At 59.0% G+C, this 19,278-nt stretch carries 18 protein-coding genes; 9 read left to right on the top strand and 9 right to left on the bottom strand.

The genetic code is table 11. The features are described from left to right. The first annotated feature begins 65 nt into the window (after positions 1-65). The 7 genes from C4S59_RS11570 to C4S59_RS11540 all read left to right on the top strand — a co-directional run bounded on the left by C4S59_RS11570 (position 66) and on the right by C4S59_RS11540 (position 6,550). A complete protein-coding gene (locus C4S59_RS11570) occupies positions 66-650 on the top strand; it encodes a TRAP transporter small permease (protein WP_103910658.1) in 585 nt (194 codons plus the stop codon). Next, the gene (locus C4S59_RS11565) at positions 647-1,960 is read left to right on the top strand and encodes a TRAP transporter large permease (RefSeq protein ID WP_103910657.1); all 1,314 of its coding nucleotides are present in this window, start codon (positions 647-649) and stop codon (positions 1,958-1,960) included. Before C4S59_RS11570 ends, C4S59_RS11565 begins: the two co-directional genes overlap by 4 nt. Before the next feature lie 82 nt (positions 1,961-2,042). After that, complete coding sequence (locus tag C4S59_RS11560; RefSeq protein ID WP_103910656.1) at positions 2,043-2,807, top strand: SDR family NAD(P)-dependent oxidoreductase; 765 nt, start codon at positions 2,043-2,045, stop codon at positions 2,805-2,807. Between the two features lie 12 nt (positions 2,808-2,819). After that, positions 2,820-3,587 carry a crotonase/enoyl-CoA hydratase family protein gene (locus tag C4S59_RS11555; protein WP_103910655.1) on the top strand — a complete coding sequence of 256 codons (768 nt, stop codon included), beginning with the start codon at positions 2,820-2,822 and terminating at the stop codon, positions 3,585-3,587. Between the two features lie 4 nt (positions 3,588-3,591). Beyond that, the gene (locus tag C4S59_RS11550; RefSeq protein ID WP_103910654.1) at positions 3,592-4,068 is read left to right on the top strand and encodes a MarR family winged helix-turn-helix transcriptional regulator; all 477 of its coding nucleotides are present in this window, start codon (positions 3,592-3,594) and stop codon (positions 4,066-4,068) included. 23 nt (positions 4,069-4,091) lie between these two features. Further along, the gene (locus C4S59_RS11545; protein ID WP_103910653.1) at positions 4,092-4,967 is read left to right on the top strand and encodes an amidohydrolase family protein; all 876 of its coding nucleotides are present in this window, start codon (positions 4,092-4,094) and stop codon (positions 4,965-4,967) included. Further along, positions 4,964-6,550: an acyl-CoA dehydrogenase family protein gene (locus tag C4S59_RS11540; protein WP_103910652.1), complete on the top strand. Its 1,587-nt coding sequence runs from the start codon at positions 4,964-4,966 to the stop codon at positions 6,548-6,550. The genes C4S59_RS11545 and C4S59_RS11540 overlap by 4 nt, the downstream gene beginning before the upstream one ends. A 151-nt stretch (positions 6,551-6,701) precedes the next feature. Here the strand turns inward: C4S59_RS11540 and arfB are convergent, their stop codons facing one another. The 6 genes from arfB to C4S59_RS11510 form a co-directional block, all read right to left on the bottom strand. After that, positions 6,702-7,121 carry an alternative ribosome rescue aminoacyl-tRNA hydrolase ArfB gene (gene arfB, locus C4S59_RS11535; RefSeq protein ID WP_103910651.1) on the bottom strand — a complete coding sequence of 140 codons (420 nt, stop codon included), beginning with the start codon at positions 7,119-7,121 and terminating at the stop codon, positions 6,702-6,704. A 263-nt stretch (positions 7,122-7,384) separates the two neighbouring features. Then, positions 7,385-8,035 (bottom strand): queuosine precursor transporter, encoded by a 651-nt coding sequence (locus C4S59_RS11530; RefSeq protein ID WP_103910650.1) that lies wholly within the window; start codon positions 8,033-8,035, stop codon positions 7,385-7,387. Between the two features lie 64 nt (positions 8,036-8,099). Beyond that, a complete protein-coding gene (locus C4S59_RS11525; RefSeq protein WP_103910649.1) occupies positions 8,100-8,996 on the bottom strand; it encodes an esterase-like activity of phytase family protein in 897 nt (298 codons plus the stop codon). Continuing rightward, a complete protein-coding gene (gene mepA, locus C4S59_RS11520; protein ID WP_103910648.1) occupies positions 8,969-9,898 on the bottom strand; it encodes a penicillin-insensitive murein endopeptidase in 930 nt (309 codons plus the stop codon). The genes C4S59_RS11525 and mepA overlap by 28 nt, the downstream gene beginning before the upstream one ends. Further along, on the bottom strand, positions 9,895-11,262 hold the full coding sequence (locus C4S59_RS11515; protein WP_103910647.1) for an MFS transporter: 1,368 nt from the start codon (positions 11,260-11,262) through the stop codon (positions 9,895-9,897). The genes mepA and C4S59_RS11515 overlap by 4 nt, the downstream gene beginning before the upstream one ends. 115 nt (positions 11,263-11,377) lie before the next feature. Next, entirely contained in the window at positions 11,378-11,914 is a 537-nt protein-coding gene (locus C4S59_RS11510) for an acyl-CoA thioesterase (RefSeq protein ID WP_103910646.1), read from the bottom strand. 139 nt (positions 11,915-12,053) lie between these two features. Between C4S59_RS11510 and C4S59_RS11505 the strand changes: the two genes are divergently transcribed. Both C4S59_RS11505 and C4S59_RS11500 read left to right on the top strand, forming a co-directional pair. After that, complete coding sequence (locus C4S59_RS11505) at positions 12,054-12,347, top strand: YggT family protein (RefSeq protein WP_103910645.1); 294 nt, start codon at positions 12,054-12,056, stop codon at positions 12,345-12,347. A 134-nt stretch (positions 12,348-12,481) separates the two neighbouring features. Beyond that, a complete protein-coding gene (locus C4S59_RS11500; protein ID WP_234994748.1) occupies positions 12,482-15,106 on the top strand; it encodes a PAS-domain containing protein in 2,625 nt (874 codons plus the stop codon). Here the strand turns inward: C4S59_RS11500 and yaaA are convergent. The 3 genes from yaaA to C4S59_RS11485 all read right to left on the bottom strand — a co-directional run bounded on the left by yaaA (position 15,049) and on the right by C4S59_RS11485 (position 19,220). Beyond that, the gene (yaaA, locus tag C4S59_RS11495) at positions 15,049-15,816 is read right to left on the bottom strand and encodes a peroxide stress protein YaaA (protein ID WP_103910644.1); all 768 of its coding nucleotides are present in this window, start codon (positions 15,814-15,816) and stop codon (positions 15,049-15,051) included. The genes C4S59_RS11500 and yaaA overlap by 58 nt on opposite strands. A 63-nt stretch (positions 15,817-15,879) precedes the next feature. Further along, the gene (recQ, locus tag C4S59_RS11490; RefSeq protein ID WP_103910643.1) at positions 15,880-17,931 is read right to left on the bottom strand and encodes a DNA helicase RecQ; all 2,052 of its coding nucleotides are present in this window, start codon (positions 17,929-17,931) and stop codon (positions 15,880-15,882) included. A 110-nt stretch (positions 17,932-18,041) separates the two neighbouring features. Beyond that, positions 18,042-19,220: an acetyl-CoA C-acyltransferase family protein gene (locus tag C4S59_RS11485; RefSeq protein WP_103910642.1), complete on the bottom strand. Its 1,179-nt coding sequence runs from the start codon at positions 19,218-19,220 to the stop codon at positions 18,042-18,044. Positions 19,221-19,278 lie beyond the last annotated feature (58 nt).

Raw genomic sequence — 19,278 nt, 5'->3', positions numbered from 1 at the left:
GGTAGGGAGGCCTTCGTGAAAAAACGTATCATTACAATCGAGCTGTGTGCCGATGGGCGGTGTCTATGCTGACGCTGGTTGAGAAAATCGCCCGCTTTACCGCAATTCTTGGTGGCTTGATCCTGACGGTGCTGGTCGTGCTGACATGTATCAGCGTCATCGGTCGGGGTCTGAACACCTTTGGACATTCTGACTTTCTCGAGGCCTATGCCCCTGCGTTTGGTGACATGCTTCTGGCGACCGGCGTCGCGCCAATCACAGGCGATTTTGAGCTGGTTGAAGCAGGCGTCGCCTTTGCGATCTTCAGCTTTCTGCCGATCTGCCAACTGTACGGAGCGCATGCGACGGTCGATATCTTTACGTCCATGCTGTCCAAGCGCGTGAACGAAGTGCTGATGATCGTTTGGGAAATCGCCCTGACCGCTATCGTCATTCTGATCACATGGCGTCTGTTCGAAGGTATGCAGGACAAGATGAAATACGGCGAGACGACGTTCTTGCTGCAGTTCCCGATCTGGCAAAGCTATGCGGCCAGCCTTGTGCCCGCAATCATCGCTTCGCTTGTCGGCGTCTACTGTTCGTATGCGCGTATCATCGGCTTTGTCACAGGCCATACCCCGTTGCCTAACTCTGAGGGGGCAGTCCATTGACCAATCTTGAATTGGGGTACATGTCGTTCCCCGTCCTTCTGCTGCTTATTTTCCTGCGTGCGCCGATTGGTTTGGCGATGCTGATGTGCGGCATCGGTGGCCTGTGGATGGTTATCGGCACGCCGAACATGTTCCTGGCCAAGCTGAAGACAGAAACCTACACAACGTTTTCGAGTTACTCGCTGACCATCATTCCGATGTTCTTGCTGATGGGCCAGTTTGCGACCCTTTCGGGCATGTCCACATCGCTGTTCAAAGCCGCGGAATCGTGGCTGGGTCACCGTAAGGGTGGCGTGGCGATGGCGGCTGTTGGCGCCTGTGCGGGTTTCGGTGCGATCTGCGGATCGTCGCTGGCAACCGCCGCCACCATGAGCCGCGTGGCGCTGCCTGAACTCAAGCGCTACGGATACTCGGGCGGTTTCTCGACCGCGACATTGGCGGCTGGTGGTACACTGGGCATCCTGATCCCGCCGTCTGTGATCCTTGTGATCTATGCGATCCTGACCGAACAGAACATTGCCAAGCTGTTCTTGGCGGCGTTCATTCCGGGCATTCTGGCGGCGATCGGCTATATCATCACGATCTCGATCTACGTGCGTCTGAACCCCGGTAGTGCTGGCACGCGGGAACCTATTCCCTATGCAGAACGCTTTGCAGCGCTGATCAAAGTCTGGCCTGTGATGACCGTGTTCCTGCTGGTTGTGGGTGGTATCTATCTGGGTTGGTTCACGCCGACCGAAGGCGCGGCTGTTGGTGCCGCTGGTACGGGTCTTGCTGCACTTCTTTCGGGCAACCTGACATGGAAGATTTTCATGGAGTCGATCATTGCCACGGCAACGGCGACTGCGATGATCTTCTTCATCGTGTTCGGTGCGGGTTTCTACAACTCGTTCCTCGCGCTTAGTCAGGTACCGCAGGAACTGTCTTCGTGGGTGGGCGGATTGGGTTATAGCCCATGGACGATCCTGACGATCATCCTGATCTTCTATCTGGTGTTCGGTTGCCTGATGGATTCTCTGTCGATGATCCTGCTGACCATTCCGATCTTCTTCCCCGTCATCTCGGCGCTGGATTTCGGTATGAGCACGGAACACATGGCGATCTGGTTCGGTATCCTTGTGCTGATCGTGGTCGAGGTCGGATTGATCACGCCACCGGTGGGGATGAACCTGTTCATCATCAACTCTATGGATCGGGAAACCCCGATGATGGAGACCTACAAGGCCGTCATGTACTTTGTGACGTCTGACATTGTGCGGGTCATCATTCTGGTGCTGTTCCCGTCGATCACACTGTTCCTGATACCATAACACCTGTTTCGGAAGCCCCGTCTGCGGGGCTTCCTTTGGCGAACATGGATATAACGCATAATCAAATTTCGGAGGGCCAAAGATGAAGCTTACTGGAAACACAGCATTGGTCAGCGGCGGCGCAAGCGGCCTTGGCGCGGCAACTGCGCGCAAATTTGCAGCCGAAGGCGCAAAGGTTGTCGTGCTGGACTATAATCTGGACGCGGCAAAGGCGGTTGCAGACGAAATCGGCGGTTTCGCTGTGCAGGCCGACGTGGGCTCTGCCGATGCGGTCGAAGCAGCGGTGAATGCGGCAACCGATTGGCTGGGCGGTCCGGCCCGTGTGGCAGTGAACTGTGCGGGCATCGGTCTTGCTGCGCGTATTGTGGGCCGTGAAAACAGACTGTCTATCGACATGTTTGAACGCACCATCCGCGTGAACCTGATGGGCACCTACAACGTCATGAGCTTTGCAACGCGCGCCATGATGGATCTGGAGCCGGAAGAAGACGGTCAGCGCGGTGTTGTGATCAACACGGCTTCGGTTGCGTACCAAGACGGCCAGATCGGCCAGTCTGCATACTCGGCCTCCAAGGGTGCGATCGCAGCGATGTGTCTGCCCGCCGCTCGCGAATTCGCCCGCAGCGGTATCCGTGTGATGGCAATCGCGCCCGGCCTCTTTGAAACCCCGATGATGGAAGGCCTGCCCGAAGAAACCACAGCTGCGATCACGGCGAACATTCCGTTCCCGCACCGTCTGGGCATGCCGGCGGAATATGCCCAACTGGCGACCCACATTGTTGAAAACGCTTATCTGAACGGTTCGACCATTCGTCTGGACGCTGCTGTTCGTCTTCCCCAACGCTGATCCGAGGCACTTATGACCGAACCTCTTGTAAAAATTGATATCGATGGTGAAATCGCCATTCTGACCATGAATCGCCCGGACAAGCGCAACGCCATGTCCGACGCGCTTCTGGAAGAAATCGATGCGTTCTTCAGCAACGTGCCGGAAGGCGTGAAGGTTGCTGTCCTGACAGGCACCGCGGGCCATTATTGTTCGGGTCTGGATCTGGCCGAAGCCAAGCAGCGCGACGCCGAAGGCATCGTGCGCCATTCCCGTGGCTGGCACGCGGTCATGGACCGTATCCAGTTCGGCGGTCTGCCGGTCGTGTCCGCAATGTTCGGTGCGGTGATTGGTGGGGGTCTGGAACTGGCGACATCGACGCATGTGCGTATCGCCGAACCTTCGACCATCTTCCAATTGCCCGAAGGCCGTCGCGGTATCTTTGTTGGTGGTGGTGCCAGCGTTCGTGTCGGTCGCATTCTTGGTGCGGACCGCATGATCGAAATGATGCTGACAGGCCGCAAATACGGCGCGGAAGAAGGCAAGGCGCTGGGTCTGACCCACTACGTGGTCGAAGAAGGCAAGGCGCTTGAACTGGCGCTGGAACTGGCCCGCAAGATCGCCAAGAACGCGCCGCTGTCGAACTATGTGATGATCCAGGCGCTCGCGCGGATCGAAGACATGTCCAAAGCCGACGGTCTGTTCACAGAAAGCCTGTGCGCCGCCCTGACCCAAACAAGCCCCGACGCGCGAGAAGGCCTTGCTGCCTTCCTTGAAAAGCGTACGCCAACGTTCCGGTAAGCCTATGTCAGCGTCTGACGAACACGATTGTAAGGTGGCGCTTAATACCCGTGCAAATGTTTTGCACGGGTTCACGGGCTATCACCTGCGCTGTGCATGGCAGGTCGTGCAGGCAGATCTGATGCACGTTCTCAAGTCGCTGGATTTGCGTCTGGCGACCTATTCGACCTTGCTACTGATCGCTGAAACGCCGGATCAGCGGCAGTCGACGCTGGCAGACACGCTGGGCATCGAACGCCCGAATTTCGTGGCCATCGTAGAAGAGCTGGAACGCCGTGGTCTGATCACCCGCACACGTGATCTGGATGACCGCCGTGCCTATTGCCTGAACGCGACAAGCGAAGGTCTCGCCCTTGCGGATCAGGCTGTGAAAGCCTGTCAGGCCCATGAAGAAAAGCTTTTTGGCCAATTGTCGGCCGAAGACCGCGCGCAGCTTGACCGCATTCTGCGCCAATTCAGAACATTTGAATCCGGCCGCTAGGCCATCAGGATCAGGAGCCGATTATGATTGATGTAAACAAGGTCCGTGCGATCGACATTCACACCCATGCCGAAGAACCCTGCGGGTGCCATTCGGACGACGGTTATGATGATCTGCAGTCTACAATGGCCAAGTATTTCCGCGCGCCATGGAGCCATCCGCCGACGATCCCAGAAACGGCTGCGCATTTCCGTGAACAGAATATCGCGGCTGTGATCTTCCCCGTCGATGCGGAACGCGAAACCGGCTACCGCCGCTATTCGAATGACGAAGTCGCTGAACTGGTCAAACAGAACGACGACATCCTGATCCCCTTCGCATCTATCGACCCGCACAAAGGCAAGATGGCTGTCCGCGAAGCGCGTCGGATCATCCGTGAATACGGCATCAAGGGCTTCAAATTCCACCCGACGTTCCAGGGCTTCTACCCTAACGAACGCTTTGCCTATCCGCTGTACGAAGTCATTCAGGAAGAGGGCTGTGTTGCCCTGTTCCACACCGGCCAAACGGGTGTCGGTTCGGGCATGCCCGGCGGCAACGGGATGCGTCTGAAGTTCTCCAACCCGATGTATCTGGATGATGTCGCCGTCGATTTCCCCGACATGAAGATCGTCGCCGCGCACCCGTCTTTCCCATGGCAGGAAGAGGCGCTGGCCGTCGCCCAGCACAAGCCCAACGTCTACATCGACCTGTCCGGTTGGTCGCCCAAGTATTTCCCCGAAATCCTTGTGCGCTACTGCAACTCGATCCTGCGCAAAAAGGTTCTGTTCGGCTCTGACTGGCCGATGATCACGCCCGAGCGCTGGCTGAAGGATTTCGAAAGCATCGCCATCAAGGACGAACTGCGCGAAGACATCATCAAGAACAACGCAGCGCGTCTGCTGGGGCTGATCGAATGACCGAGTTCCGCGCCCCTTTGGACGACATCCTGTTCACCCTGAACCACGTTGCGGATGCGGGGAAGCTGGATGACTACGACGCCGAACTGAGTGGCGAGGTCGCCAGCCATTTCGCCGCCTTCGCAGAGGGCGAGATCGCGCCGTTGAACCTGATTGGTGACCAGCAGGGCGCGCGCCTTGAAAACGGTCGGGTGCGGATGCCGGATGGCTATATCGAGTGCTACCGCGCGTTTGTTGAGGCCGGTTGGCCGTCGCTAACCGCGCCCGAGGAATTTGGCGGGCAGGGCATGGATGCACTGACGCTTGCCATCACGTCCGAGATTTATTCGGGCGCGAACCATTCCTTGCAGATGGTGACCGGTCTGGTGCCTGGCGCGATCCGAACGCTGATCAATTTCGGTACGGATGAGCAGAAGGCGCGTCACATGCCGTTGTTGGCGGATGGGACGTATCTGGTGACCATGGCGCTGACGGAACCGGCGGCGGGGTCTGACCTGTCTGCTGTGCGGTGCCGCGCCGAACAGGATGGTGACGTCTGGAAGATCACCGGCGAAAAGATCTTCATTTCGGGCGGTGATCAGGACATGTCGGACAAGATCCTGCATCTGGTTCTGGCGCGCACATCACCCGAAGGCATCAAGGGCCTGTCGTTGTTCCTTGTGACCTCTGAAAAAACTGACGGCACACGCAACGACGTCACTGTCACGCGGATCGAAGAAAAGATGGGGCTACATGCCTCGCCGACCTGCCAACTGGCGTTTGACGGGGCCGAGGCCGAGCTGATCGGCGGTTTGGGCAATGGCCTGAAGGCGATGTTTACTATGATGAACCACGCCCGTCTTGACGTGGCGCTGCAGGGCGTTGCGCATTCGTCCCGCGCTTATGACATCGCCCGGACTTATGCCGAGACACGCAAGCAAGGCCGTCAGGCGGATGGCAGCCCCGCCATGCTGACCGACCACGCCGATGTTACCCGCATGCTGCGCGAAATTGATGCCGCCGGTTTGGGCGGGCGCGCGCTGGCGCATATGGCGTTTGTTGCTCTGGAAAGTGGTGAAAACCCCGATCTGGTGGACTTCCTGACGCCTGTTGCCAAAGTCGCTTGTACCGAAGCCGCGACCCATGCCGCATCCACCGCGATGCAGGTGCTGGGCGGCTATGGCTACCTGCAGGAATATCACGCCGAACAGACGTGGCGCGATGCCCGCATCTGCGCGATTTACGAAGGCGCCAACGGCATTCACGCCCGCGTTCTGGCAACACGCCTGTTGCCTGCGGCTGCGGGCAAGGCGTTTGATGCGTTCCTTGAGCAGGAACTGGCGGAAACTGCGGCGTTGGCCCCGGTCGTCGGGTCATGGCGTGAAGCGCGGGACGTGATCCTGTCGCAGTCCGATGCCAGCCCGTTGGCCCATGATTTCATGCAACTGACCGCACAAACCGTTCAGGCCTGCCTGTGGCACCGCATGCTGAAGGTTGCCGATAATCACCCTGATCCCGCCCGGATCAAGGCAACGGCGGAATACGCTCTGTCCCAGATCGCAGCCTTCGCGCCTGCCTACGCAGGGTTGGTCCGCGCCGCATAAACCGTCTTTGGGTTAACGAGTTTCTAAACATCCGCAGCGGGATCAACGCTGCGGATGTTTTCTTTTGCAGGGTTGGGCCGTGTAATTCTGATGCTTGGTGGTAATCAAGGTCAGAGGTGCACCTGCTGATCCCAATCAGTAAAGCTGCCCATCAATCCGGATCGACCTTGCCGCGCATGGCTTTGACCTCTCCTCGTTCCTTCTTGGCCTTCAGGCGGCGTTGCTTGGAGCCGTATGTGGGTTTGGTCGCGATCCGGCGTTTGGGCTTTTCCAGCGCTTTCAGGATCAGTTCGCGCAGCCGTTCGCGCGCGATTTCGCGGTTGCGCGCTTGGGACCGCGTGTCTTCGACCTGAAGGATCAGCGCGCCTTCCTTGGTCCAGCGACGCCCCGCAATCCGGCGCAGGCGGTTTTTGACGGGTTCGGGCAGGTTCGGCGAACGGGCGGCCTCAAAGCGCAGTTCTACGGCCGTCGACACCTTGTTGACGTTCTGGCCACCGGGGCCGGATGACCGGACGAACTGTTCAGTCAGTTCCCAGTCTTCGATCGATATGGCGTCGTTGATCCGAAGCATGACGTTTACATAGTGCAGGAAATCGAAAAGGGCTGCCCGCTTTGCGAACAGCCCTTCGAGAACTCAGGAGGTGGGGCCGGTTAGGCACACACCAATTCGGGATTTTCTATCCTAGGGGGCTGCCCCTAAGTCAGCGTCCTCCGAACTGTTCCGACACCTCGCTCCAATGTATCTCTAACCACTGGATCACCTCCTTTCAGCTGTTGATAAACGCAAGATGATGTTGGCATGGATTGTCCAAACCACAAAATACTTTTTTACGTTCAGCTTTGAGTTGATGTTCCCTTTGCCCAAGAAACGATCAAACGGAAGGGGATCAGGGCGATCAGGGCGATGGCCATTTTCACCAACCAGTCCGCAAGCGCCAAAGTCACCCATAGTGGTGCTTCAGGGCCCGAAAGCAGCAATGGAACGCTGTCCCAAGCCCAGTTGATATCGGCGTCGGCGGCCTCTCCGAAGGCCGAAATCGACTGCGAAAAGGCGATGGAAAAGAAAAGGGCTGTGTCCAAAGCGGAACCAATCACACTGGACACAAGCGGCGCGCGCCACCAGCTTCCGGCTCGAATGCGGTCGAACACGGCCACATCGGTCAGTTGGGCAATCAGAAACGCGATGCCGGACCCGACCGCGATACGCAGCGGAACGGCAGCGTATGTATAGCCGTCACCCTGCAACATGATCTGGCTACCGATCAGCGAACAGACCACGCCCACGATAAAGCCTGCGAACACCACGCGGCGGGCGGCGGCGACGCCGTACAGGCGGTTCATCAGGTCGGTGACAAGAAACGCGAAGGGATAGGTGAAAGCGCCCCAAGTCAGAAGGCCATCAAGGATCAGGAACTGGACAAGGACGTTCGAGGCAACAACGATTGCTGCCATGGCGATTACGCCGGGAAGGTATGTGCGGGTCATGTCAGGCTATGCCTTTGTGATTGCGGAACAGGGGCCGATACAATCTAGGCTGCCGCGACACAAGCTATTGCGTCAAACGATAATCGACGATCTCCGTGCGCTGGAAGGATTTGAAGTTGTCGTCGGCAATCATCGTGATGCGGATCGCGCCGTCATTGTCCTGCCAGACCGAGATGCCTTCCAGATTGTCGTGAACGCCGATTGACGTCACCAAAAGGGTCGCGCCATCCGCGACGCCGGATTGATTTGGTGGAAACCGCCGGATGCGGCTTTGAAAGCCGAAGCCGTTAAAGCCACGTTCCAGAACATACAGCCATCCATCGGGGCCAAAATCTGCCCCGACAGGAAGGAAACTTCCGCTTCGGGACATTTCAAACGCGACCTGCCAGTTTTTCCCGTCATAGCGCCAGACAGGAAAGGGGCGTGTCAGTTTGCCGGACCGTTCCGGCAGCGTGTAAAGGCGCCCTTTGCTATCGACGGCCAGGGCCTCAAGGCCCGAGTTGCTTTGAAGACCTGCAAAATCCGGTGCCGAGCGTACGGCGGTGACATGCCCGTCGGCTCGGTATTTCAAAATCCGGTTCGCGCTTTCAAACGAGACGTAAAAATCGCCACCCTCCACAAGGGCGAGCCCTTCAGAGTCTGTCTGACGTTCGCCCAAGGGGCCATCTGGTCCGGACAATTTTGACAGGACCGCACGTTCAACGCGGATCACGCGCCCTGCGGGATCACGGACAAACCGGCCTTTGGTGATGTTTCCCTTGTCGGTCAGCGCAACAAAGCCTGTTCCGGTGTCATCCAGTTCAAGCGCGGAAAAGCCGCCAAAGTCTGTGTGATCCGGGCCGTCAGCGGTCCATACTTTGGCCCCGACAAAAACGGCGCGGGCTGGTTCGCCCGCGTCCGAGTTCAGCGAAAAAAGGCCAAGTACAACCGCGCTTATCGCGCCGAGAGTACGCTTGCGCATTGTGCAGGCAAATCCCCGAGTGTGATTTCACGTTTGGGCTTGGGCTTGGGCGCGTTCGGATCCGGCGGCGGTGGGTTCAGGATGTTGTTGACCCATTCCTGCGCGTCCGCGCATCCATCGCCCGCAGGCGGCGGTGCCTGATCCACACAGCCGCGCGCGTCCTTGGGGCAGGCCAGACGAACGTGGAAATGATAGTGGTGGCCGTACCACGGACGGATTTTGCGCAGCCAGCTCCGGTCGCCCTTTTCATCTTTGCACATCTGCACTTTGGCACCGGGGAAGATGAAGATCCGCGCGACACGCGGGTCGCTTGCGGCGGCTTTCAGGATGTTGTGATGCGCGCGGGTCCATTGATCATTGGTGAAGGCCCCGTTCGCGCGTCGCATCGAGATGGACGAGATATTTTCGCGTTCGGTCGTAGACAGGTTCAGCCGGTCAGCGGGGCGTAGCCAGATGTCGGCGTCCAAACCGATCTGGTGACTGGCGTGACCCGTCAGCATCGGGCCGCCACGAGGCTGGCTGATGTCACCGATATATAGCCCGCTCCAGCCCGGCTGTTTTGCGGCCTTGGCGCTCAGGTCTTTGATAAAGTCGATGGCCTCGGGTTGGCCCCAGTTGCGGTTGCGGGACAGGCGCATCGCCTGCCATGTGGGGCCTGTTTCCGGCAGCATCACGTTGCCAGCGGCACAGCCCTTGGCATAGCCGCCAAAAGGTTCGGATCGCTGGTTTGATGCGATGCGTTCCGCCCCGAACAGCTGTTTGGCGCTTTTCGACGAAATGACGGATGAGATTGCGGTCGCGCGGGGCGCGGACTTTGCGGCTTCTAGGTTGCGCGACGGCTGGCTGCCGCCGCAGGCCGTCAAGCCGACCAATGCGGTAATCAAAAATGCGGTACGGATCATTCTGCTCGTTCTCCGTTGGGATGTACCCAACGTAGCAGAAAAAGCCCCAGCGCGAAAAGGATGATCACCGGAATATAGCCCAACTGATTGCTCTGCGTCCAAGATGTGAACACCGCGACCAGAGCAGGGGCCAGAAACGCGGTGGCGCGGCCGGTCAGGGCAAATAGGCCAAACGCCTCTGTCGCGTTTTCGGGCGTGCAGTGGCGCACCATCATAGACCGAGAAGCCGAATACATCGCGCCACCAGCGCCGCCGATGGCAGCGCCGCAGAAGTAGAATACGATGTCCGGTACAAGCGACCCTTCGGCCAGCGGGATGCCGAACAGGCTTTCGCGCGACATGCCGACGACGACAAGACAAACGCCGATCAGAACCCAGATGGAGAAGATGATGACAGGCTTGGGGCCAAGCCGCGCATCGGCGATGCCACCCACCCAGCTAAGGATTGCAGCCGCGATCGCCGCGATGATGCCGAATACGCCGATCTGGATCACGGTCCAGTTCAGCACAAGGTTCGCGTATACGCCGCCCGCGCTATAGAGCATCGTCAGGGCGTCACGGTAGAACATCGAACCCAGAAGGAAGCTGCCATAAGAGCGCTTGCGGAACGCCGCGCGGATGCTGGCCCAAAGGCGGCTAAGCGCGACACCGACACCACCGCGGTTCTGTGTTGGGGTGTCTTTGGTCCACAGGAAAAACGGGATCACAAAGATCACAAACCAGATCGCGATGAACGGGCCAACGGCACGGGTGCCTTCGCGCGTTTCAGGGTCCAACCCGAGGATCGGTTCAATCCCGATCAGGGTTTTGCCGGTCACCTCGTTTTCCGCAAACAGCAGCAGCATGATGAACAGCGACAGAACACCACCCCAATAGCCAAACGCTGTTGCGCCGCCACTGATGCGGCCGGCCTCTTCGGTCTGGCCGAGTGATGGCAGGATCGAGTTATAAAGCGCAAAGGCGGATTCCGAGGCGACAAAGCCCACCCAGAACAACAGCAGCGCCATCATCAATCCAGTGCCGTCTGCCTGTAGGTTCCACAGCATGGCCGAGCAGATCACTGCGACGGCGATAAAGGCATAGAACCACGGTTTTCGGCGGCCGGTTGCACCAGCCCAAGCGCCGATGAAGGGGGCCGAAAAGGCGATGACCAAACCGGCGACGGCTTGCGCGCCTGTCCACAGCTCTTGCGCCTGAACGCGTGCGGCATCGTCGCCCGTGCCTTGGGCAATAAAGTAGCCCACCGCGACGGCGGCAAAGTAAGGGCCGAAGATAAAGGTCAGGCCAAGGGTCGCATAGGGCTGTTGCGCCCAGTCGAACCACATCCAGCCCCAAATACGCTTTTTCGCTGAAATCTCGGCCATAGGTCCGACCTCCCGTTCGGTACGACGTTTCGTCGATAGAACAGAGAGGTCATGGGTTTAGCAAGCACTGCCTTTGAAAGCGCCGTAAGGGAAGCCTAACAGGGCGCTGTCTGTGTCAGTCCTGCATCGGGGGCCAAGGGCGCTTTGCCTCGGCGTCCGACCATGCCTTGATCCAGTCGGGCATCTCGGGGGATGCCACGTTCAGCCCCATCGCCGTCAGCACGCGTTCGGGCGACACAATACCGTTTTTATCGGTGACAGCCGTGCGGAACAGCGCATGGCTGGAACATTCGCCGTTCGACAACCACATACTTTGTTCGACGTACAGAAATTTGTCGTCCCAGCAGGCCAGACGCGACTTCATTTCAATCTTGGCGAACATCCGTACACGGCGGCGATAGCGCACAGACGACCCCGCAACCGTCAGCCCCCATTTGTTGTCGCGCAGCGCCTTTGTCAGTCCCCCGCGCATCGCAAGCGGGATGCGGCCCAGATCGTAAATCGTCAGGGTGCGCCCGTTGTTCAGTTCCCACCACAGATCCAGATCCCATGGCCAGCAGATGTGATGCGACACATGGGTTTCACCCATATCAAGCGGCGTTGCCCGCGCGTTGACGAAGATATCTTTGGCCAGTCGAATGAACGGATACATATGGAAACTCCTTCGGCCCAGCCGTGTCGTTGATCGCCCAGAGGGTCAAGGCCCGACCTAGCGGCACTTGTCCTTTTGACACAGGCCCCTTACCTAAAAGGACGCGCAAACACGCACTTGCAATAAGGACAGGCACCACATGCAATCCCTTTTCCAGATTTTGATGCTTCTGCTGGACGTCGCTTGGTTTTTCATCATCGCCCATGTGGTCATGAGCTGGCTGATCAATTTTCAGGTGCTGAACCTGCGCCAGCCGATCGTTGCGCAAATCTGGTACGGTCTGAACCGTCTGCTGGAACCGGTCTATTCGCGCATCCGTCAGTTCATGCCGCAGACAGGCGGGCTTGATCTGGCGCCGCTGGTTGCGCTGCTGGCGCTTTATGCGCTGCGGATCATTCTGGCGAACAACGCTGGCGCGTTTTACGGCTACTGACATGTGATTGCCTAAAATCTTACGGGCTTTTTTGCCGCGCCGGGTGTTCCGGCGCGGTTTTTGTTTTTTCGGATTAAAGGGATGTTCATTGCCAGCGGCGCAGGATCGTACGGTCAGTTAAGGATGACCCGACTTTGGACGAACTGCTCGCGAAAGAACGCCGCGCCCGTCTGGCTGCGGAACGGCGGCTGGAACAGAAAGAGGCCGAACTTATGGCTGCCAACCGGCGGTTGGGTCAGCATTCGCGTGACCTGACACTGGAAATTGGTGCGACCCGCCGCAAGGTGGCGGCGATCGAGGATGAAAAGAAAGACGTTCTGAACCGTCTCGGCCATGCGGTCGAAAAAATGCAGGTCGTCGAAAGCCAGCTTTGGAAAGCGCTTGAGGCGATGCGCGACGGCTTTGCCATGTTTGGCGAAGACGGGCGGCTTGAGGTCGCGAACCATGCGTTCCGCAACATTTTCGACGATCTGGAAATGGTGCGCACCGGTGTCGGCTACCGGACGTTGATCACGCTTATGGCGACCGAGGGGTTGGTCGATCTGGGGCAGGAAACGCCGCATGAATGGATCAGTCGCATCGGTGATCTGTGGATGTCCGATCCGTTTGAACCGCAGACCTTGAAAATGTGGAACGGACGGTTTCTGAAACTGCAAAACCAGCGCACGGCTGATGGCGCGGTCGTGTGTCTGGTGGTCGATATGACCGACCTGATGCGCATGTGGGCCGCGGTTTCTGAACTGCCCGACGGGTTCGTGTTGTACGATGCAGAAGACCGGTTGGTTATGTGCAACGATCGCTATCGTAAATTCTATCACAGAAGCGCCGAGTCGATGGTTCCCGGCGCCCAGTTCGAAGATATCATCCGTTACGGGTTGGATCACAACCAATACCCCGAGGCGATAGGGCGGGAAGAGGCGTGGCTTGCCGAACGACTGGCGCACCATCAGAAACCTGAAAACGTGCTTGAACAGCGGCTTGAAGGCGGTCGCTGGGTGCGTGTGTTTGAAAAGCAGACATCGGACGGCGGGCGCGTGGGGCTGCGTGTTGATATCACCGCGCTGAAAGAGACCCAGAAAGATCTGGAATCCGCGATGGAACGGGCCGAGGCCGCCAACAGGGCCAAATCGTCGTTCCTTGCGAATATGAGCCATGAAATCCGCACGCCGATGAACGGCGTTGTTGGCATGACCGAGCTGTTGATGGACACAGGGCTAACGTCGGAACAGCGGCTTTATACCGAAACCATTCGCAACTCGGGCGAGGCGTTGTTGGCGATCATCAATGACGTTCTGGATTACTCCAAGATCGAGGCGGACAAGCTGGAACTGCGCCCGGAAGAGTTCGATTTCGAACGTCTTCTGAACGAAGTGATCATGCTGCTTCAGCCATCGGCCAAGGATAAGGGTTTCGCGCTGCGGGTCGATTATGATCTGTTCCTGCCCACCTGTTTTGTCGGCGACGGCCCGCGCTTGCGTCAGGTGCTGACCAACCTGATCGGCAACGCGGTCAAGTTCACGCTGGAAGGCAGCGTCACGATCCGCGTCGTGGGGATCGAGGCTGGGCCACAAACCGCGCTTCACGTCACCGTTGAAGACACAGGCATCGGCATTCCGAAGGACAAAATCGACCACATCTTTGGCGAATTCAATCAGGTGGAAGAGGAACGCAATCGCCAGTTCGAAGGTACCGGACTGGGGCTGGCTATTACCAAGCGTCTGGTCGAGTTGATGGAAGGCAATATCTGGGTCGACAGTGTCGAAGGGAAGGGATCGTGTTTCGGCTTCCGCGTGTCTTTGCCAACCGCAGCTGAGGCCGAGAATACGGTCGGGTTGGTCGAACTGGATGTCGGCCGCGCGGTGATTGTTGATTCCAATTCACACACCCGCAGCATCCTGTCGCGGCGGCTTCAGATTTGGGGCGTTGAAAGCCAGTCCTACGCGACTATCAATGCTTTGGATCTGAACACTGTGGATGCGGATGTGCTGTTTCTGAGCGACGGGCAGGACAGCGCATCGTCCGTGCAGATGGCCAAGCGGATCAGGGCGCAAGGCTTCGCACATCCGATCATCGCCTTTTCCGAGAACGCGGATCAGATCAGTCAGGACGGGGCAGCTCTGTTCCATGCCCTACTGCCGGTGCCTGCCCCGCGCGGTGATGTCCTTGAAGCGTTAAAAAGGATCGAACAGGGTCCGGTCACAATTCCATTGCGCGAAAGGTCAGAGCCAGAGCCTGAAGCCGATCAGCCCATCGAACAAACGCCAGAACCAGAAGCCTTAGCGAGCGCAGAGCAGGTTCAGGACACGCCTGATCCAGCCGAAGAAGCACCCAGCAAAACACTGGATGTTCTGCTGGCCGAGGACAACAAAACAAATCAACTGGTCTTCTCGAAAATGGTAAAGGCGATGCCGATCACATTGCGCGTGGCCAACAACGGGGAAGAGGCCGTCGCCGCTTACCAAGAGCAGCGACCGGACCTGATCTTTATGGATATCTCGATGCCCCGCATGGACGGCAAGGAAGCGACGCAGAAGATCCGCGAACTCGAAGGCGATGGGTCGCGCACACCAATCATCGCGGTGACGGCCCACGCGCTAGTGGGCGACCGCGAGGCGATCATGTCAGCGGGTCTGGATGATCACATCACCAAACCGGTGCGCAAGGACAGCATCGCGGGCATGATCGACAAATGGGCGCAGGATCACTCGGGCGAACGCAAGAACGCGGGTTTGTCCTCGGTCGAAAGCTCGGGCGAATAGACATAGCCGCCAGTGTCGAAGTCCAGCAGGCTTTCGGGCGACGTGATCCGGTTCTGGATGATGTAGCGCGCCATCGCACCGCGTGCCTTTTTGGCGTAGAAACTGACGATTTTGGGCGTGCCGTTTTTGTCTTCGAAAAATTGCGGCGTGACGACTTTCATCTTCAGCGTTTTGACCGGCACCGCACCGAAATATTCCTGACTGGCGCAGTTCACCAAGACATCCGCGCCGATCTCTTCCGCCTGCGCGTTCAGCGCCTTTGCGAGATCGTCACCCCAGTAGTCATAAAGCGATTTGCCGCGACGGGTTTTCAGACGCGATCCCATTTCCAGACGATATTGCTGGATCGCATCCAAGGGCCGCAGCACGCCGTATAGGCCGGACAGAATACGCAGGTGTTCCTGCGCCCAAGCCATTTCGTCGTCGTCCAAAGACGCAGCCTCGAGTCCCTGATAGGTGTCGCCCGCAAAGGCCAGCGCGGCGGGGCGGACGGCGTCGGCGTCCGGTTCGGCGGCGTAGGATTTGAAACGGTCGCGGTTCAGCTTGGCCAGATCATCAGACAGATCCATCAGACCTTTCAGATCGCCCAGCGTCAGATTGCGCATGGTTTTCGCCAGTCGCATCGCGTCTTCGCCAAAGGCGGGTTCGGTCATGTCTACCTGACGTTCGGCCCAATCCAGTCGCTTTGCAGGCGAAATCACAACCAGCATCTTAAACTCCGTTCCATTTGTTCCGGTGCAGATGTAGCCCGCCTGCGTCCGAAGGAAAACCGTTTAGCCCGCGCGGAGGATGTCAAGGAACGCGTCGCCGAACCGCTCCATGCGTTTGTCATCCAGAACCTGCGCCAGCCCGTATTCTTCGGTCGGACGGCGGTCGGCGATTTTGGCCAGTTGCGAGGCAGAACAGGACAGCGGTTTCAGCGTGCCACATTCGCCGCGCGACAGATCTGCCTGAGTGGCCAGCAGTTGATCATAAAGGCTACCTGCGGCGCGTCCGGCCAGCTTGCGCCGTTGCGGGTGCAGCTTTTCGGCCTCGCCCGCGATGACCTCAAGAAAGGCCGCGCCGTAGCGTTCCAGTTTCTTCGCGCCGACACCGGAAATCCGCGCCATGTCGTCCATGGTTTGGGGGCGGTTTTCGGCCATTTCGATCAGCGTGCGGTCGGGGAAAATAACGTATGCGGGTGCGCGGGCAGCCTCGGCCAATGCGCGACGCTTGGCTTTTAGCGCGGACAACAGCGGCGCGTCTTCGTCGCTGACCAAAGTCTTTACAGCAGGGCGGCGGTTGCGGGCGCGGTCGATGATATCACGGCGGAGCGTTATCGTCGTTTCGCCGCGCAGCAGGGGCAGTGCGTCGTCGGTCATCACCAATGCGCCGTGCCGTTCCGCATCAGGGCGCATCAAGTCGTGGCCCATCATCTGACGGAACACGGCCTGCCATTGTGTCCGGCTCAGGTCTTTGCCAACGGCAAAAGTCGGCAGCGCATCATGGCCGCGTTCCTTGACCTTGTCGGTCATGTTGCCTGTCAGAATGTCGATCAGATGGCCGCTGCCAAAGCTTTCGTTGGTGCGCAGTGCGGCGGATAGTGCCTTACGAACGGCTTCGGTGCCGTCGAAGGTTTCCGGCGGGGTGTCGCACAGATCGCAGGCACCACAGGGTTCGGCCTCTTCCCCGAAATAGCGCAGTAGTCGGACGCGACGGCAAGAGATGGCCTCGGCCAGACCCAAAAGCGCGTTCAGGCGACCATGATCGGCTGCACGGCGTTCTGGTGGGGCAAGGCCTTCGTCAATCTGGGCGCGGCGCAGGCGGATGTCGTCGGGGCCGTAGAGCGTCAGCGTCTCGGACGGGGCGCCATCGCGGCCCGCGCGACCGATTTCCTGATAATAGGCCTCGATGCTTTTGGGCAGATCCGCATGGGCGACCCAGCGGATATCGGGTTTGTCGACACCCATCCCGAAGGCCACAGTCGCCACCACAACCAGCCCGTCCTCGGTGGCAAAGCGTTCTTCAACGCGGCGTCGGTCGGTGGGCTCCATCCCGCCGTGGTAGAAACAGGCGGTGTGGCCATCATCGTTCAGCGCTTTGGACAGCGTTTCTGTCTTGGCGCGGGTGCCGCAGTAAACGATGCCCGACTGGCCGCGCCGCGCGCCTGCGAAATCAAGGATCTGACGGCGGGGGCCGTCCTTGGGCTGAAACGCAAGGTGGATGTTCGGGCGGTCAAAGCCGCGCAGAAAGGTCTGCGGTTGTTCGCCACCGAACAGACGCTCGACAATCTCGGCTTGGGTTTCCTGATCGGCGGTCGCGGTGAAGGCGGCCAGCGGCACACCCAAAGCGCGGCGCAATTCGCCGATGCGCAGATAGTCGGGGCGGAAGTCATGGCCCCATTGGCTGACGCAGTGTGCCTCATCCACGGCGATCAGGGTCACGCCCGCCTCGGCCAACATGCGTTGCGATCCACCCGATGCCAGACGTTCGGGTGCGAGGTACAACAGCTTCAGCGACCCGTCGTGCAACTGATCCCAGACGGCGTTGTTTTCCTCATCCGTATTGCCGGATGTCAGCGCACCGGCGGCAACGCCCGCTTCGCGCAGGGCGCGGACCTGATCGCGCATCAGGGCGATCAGTGGGGAAATCACGACGGTCAGACCGGAGCGCATCAAGGCAGGAAGCTGGTAGCACAGGGATTTGCCGCCACCCGTGGGCATGATTGCCAGAACGTTCTGGCCAGCGGTCACAGCTTCGACAATCTCGCCCTGACCGGGTCGAAACGTGTCGAATCCGAAGATTTCGCGCAATAACGCGTCGTGACCGGTAAGATCGCGGGGCATGGGGCCTGTTCGTGACTACATCTGCTCTTTCAGCCAGAGTCGCATACCAGTGCTTGGTGAACAAGACCTTGAAGGGGTCGCAGATGCCCGCGACCCCAAAGATTTTCAGATCAGATACGTTCGATCGCCAGCGCGATGCCCTGACCGCCGCCGATGCACATGGTGATCAGCGCGCGTTTGCCGCCGATACGTTCCAGTTCGTACAGCGCTTTGACCGTGATGATCGACCCAGTCGCACCCACAGGGTGACCCAGCGCAATCGCACCGCCATTCGGGTTTACCTTGGCTGGATCAAGGCCAAGACCTTTGTTCACGGCCAGCGCCTGCGCGGCAAAGGCTTCGTTCGATTCAATCACGTCGAAATCGCCTGCCGATAGGCCGGTCCGTGCGAACAGATTTTCAACGGCAGGAACGGGGCCGATGCCCATGACCTCGGGGCGGACGCCTGCGTGGGCGTAGCCGATCACACGGGCGCGTGGTTTCAGGCCAGCGGATTCTGCTGCACCGGCACGCGCCAGAACCAGCGCTGCGGCACCATCGTTGATGCCGGATGCGTTGCCCGCAGTGACGGTGCCGTCCTTTTTGAATACGGCCCGCAGAGCAGCAAGCTTTTCAAGCGATGTTTGCTTGGGGTGTTCATCGGTGTCGAAGGGGACCATGTCGCGTTTGACCTTTACTTCGACCGGAACGATCTGGTCTTTGAAGTAACCAGCCTCAATCGCCTTGGCGGCGCGTGTCTGGCTTTCCATCGCAAAGGCGTCTTGTGCTTCGCGGCTGATGTCGTGTTCGCCGGATACGTTTTCGGCGGTCACACCCATGTGGCCCGTGCCGAAGGGGCAGTTCAATGCGCCCAGCATCATGTCCAATGCGCGAACATCGCCCATTTTCGCGCCCCAGCGGGCGTCGGGCAGGATGTAGGGCGAGCGTGACATCGCCTCGGCCCCGCCGGACAGTGCGAAATCGGCATCACCCAGCATCAGCGACTGAACCGCAGACACGATGGATTGCGCGCCCGATCCGCAAAGGCGGTTCACGTTCATCGCAGGTGTCGTGTCGGGGATGCCCGCCTGAATTGCCGCAACGCGGCTCAGGTACATGTCGCGCGGTTCTGTGTTGATGACGTGGCCAAAGACGACGGTGCCGATCTGTGCCGGATCGACGCCCGCGCGTTCCATCGCGGCTTTGGATGCAACGGTTGCTGTGTCGATAGGCGTGGTGTTGGCAAGACTGCCGCCAAAAGTGCCGATAGCTGTCCGTGCGCCGGACAGGATGACGATATCGTCAGACATGGAATCCCTCCCTCAAGAATTGATCTGACTATGGGCTGTGCAAGGGGGGATGTCAGTC

It is taken from the genome of Thalassococcus halodurans (assembly GCF_900108225.1).
GTDB classification, from domain to species: domain Bacteria; phylum Pseudomonadota; class Alphaproteobacteria; order Rhodobacterales; family Rhodobacteraceae; genus Thalassococcus; species Thalassococcus halodurans.
Note: the sequence above shows the minus strand (reverse complement) of the source record. Positions and strands in the feature narration are given on the sequence as shown.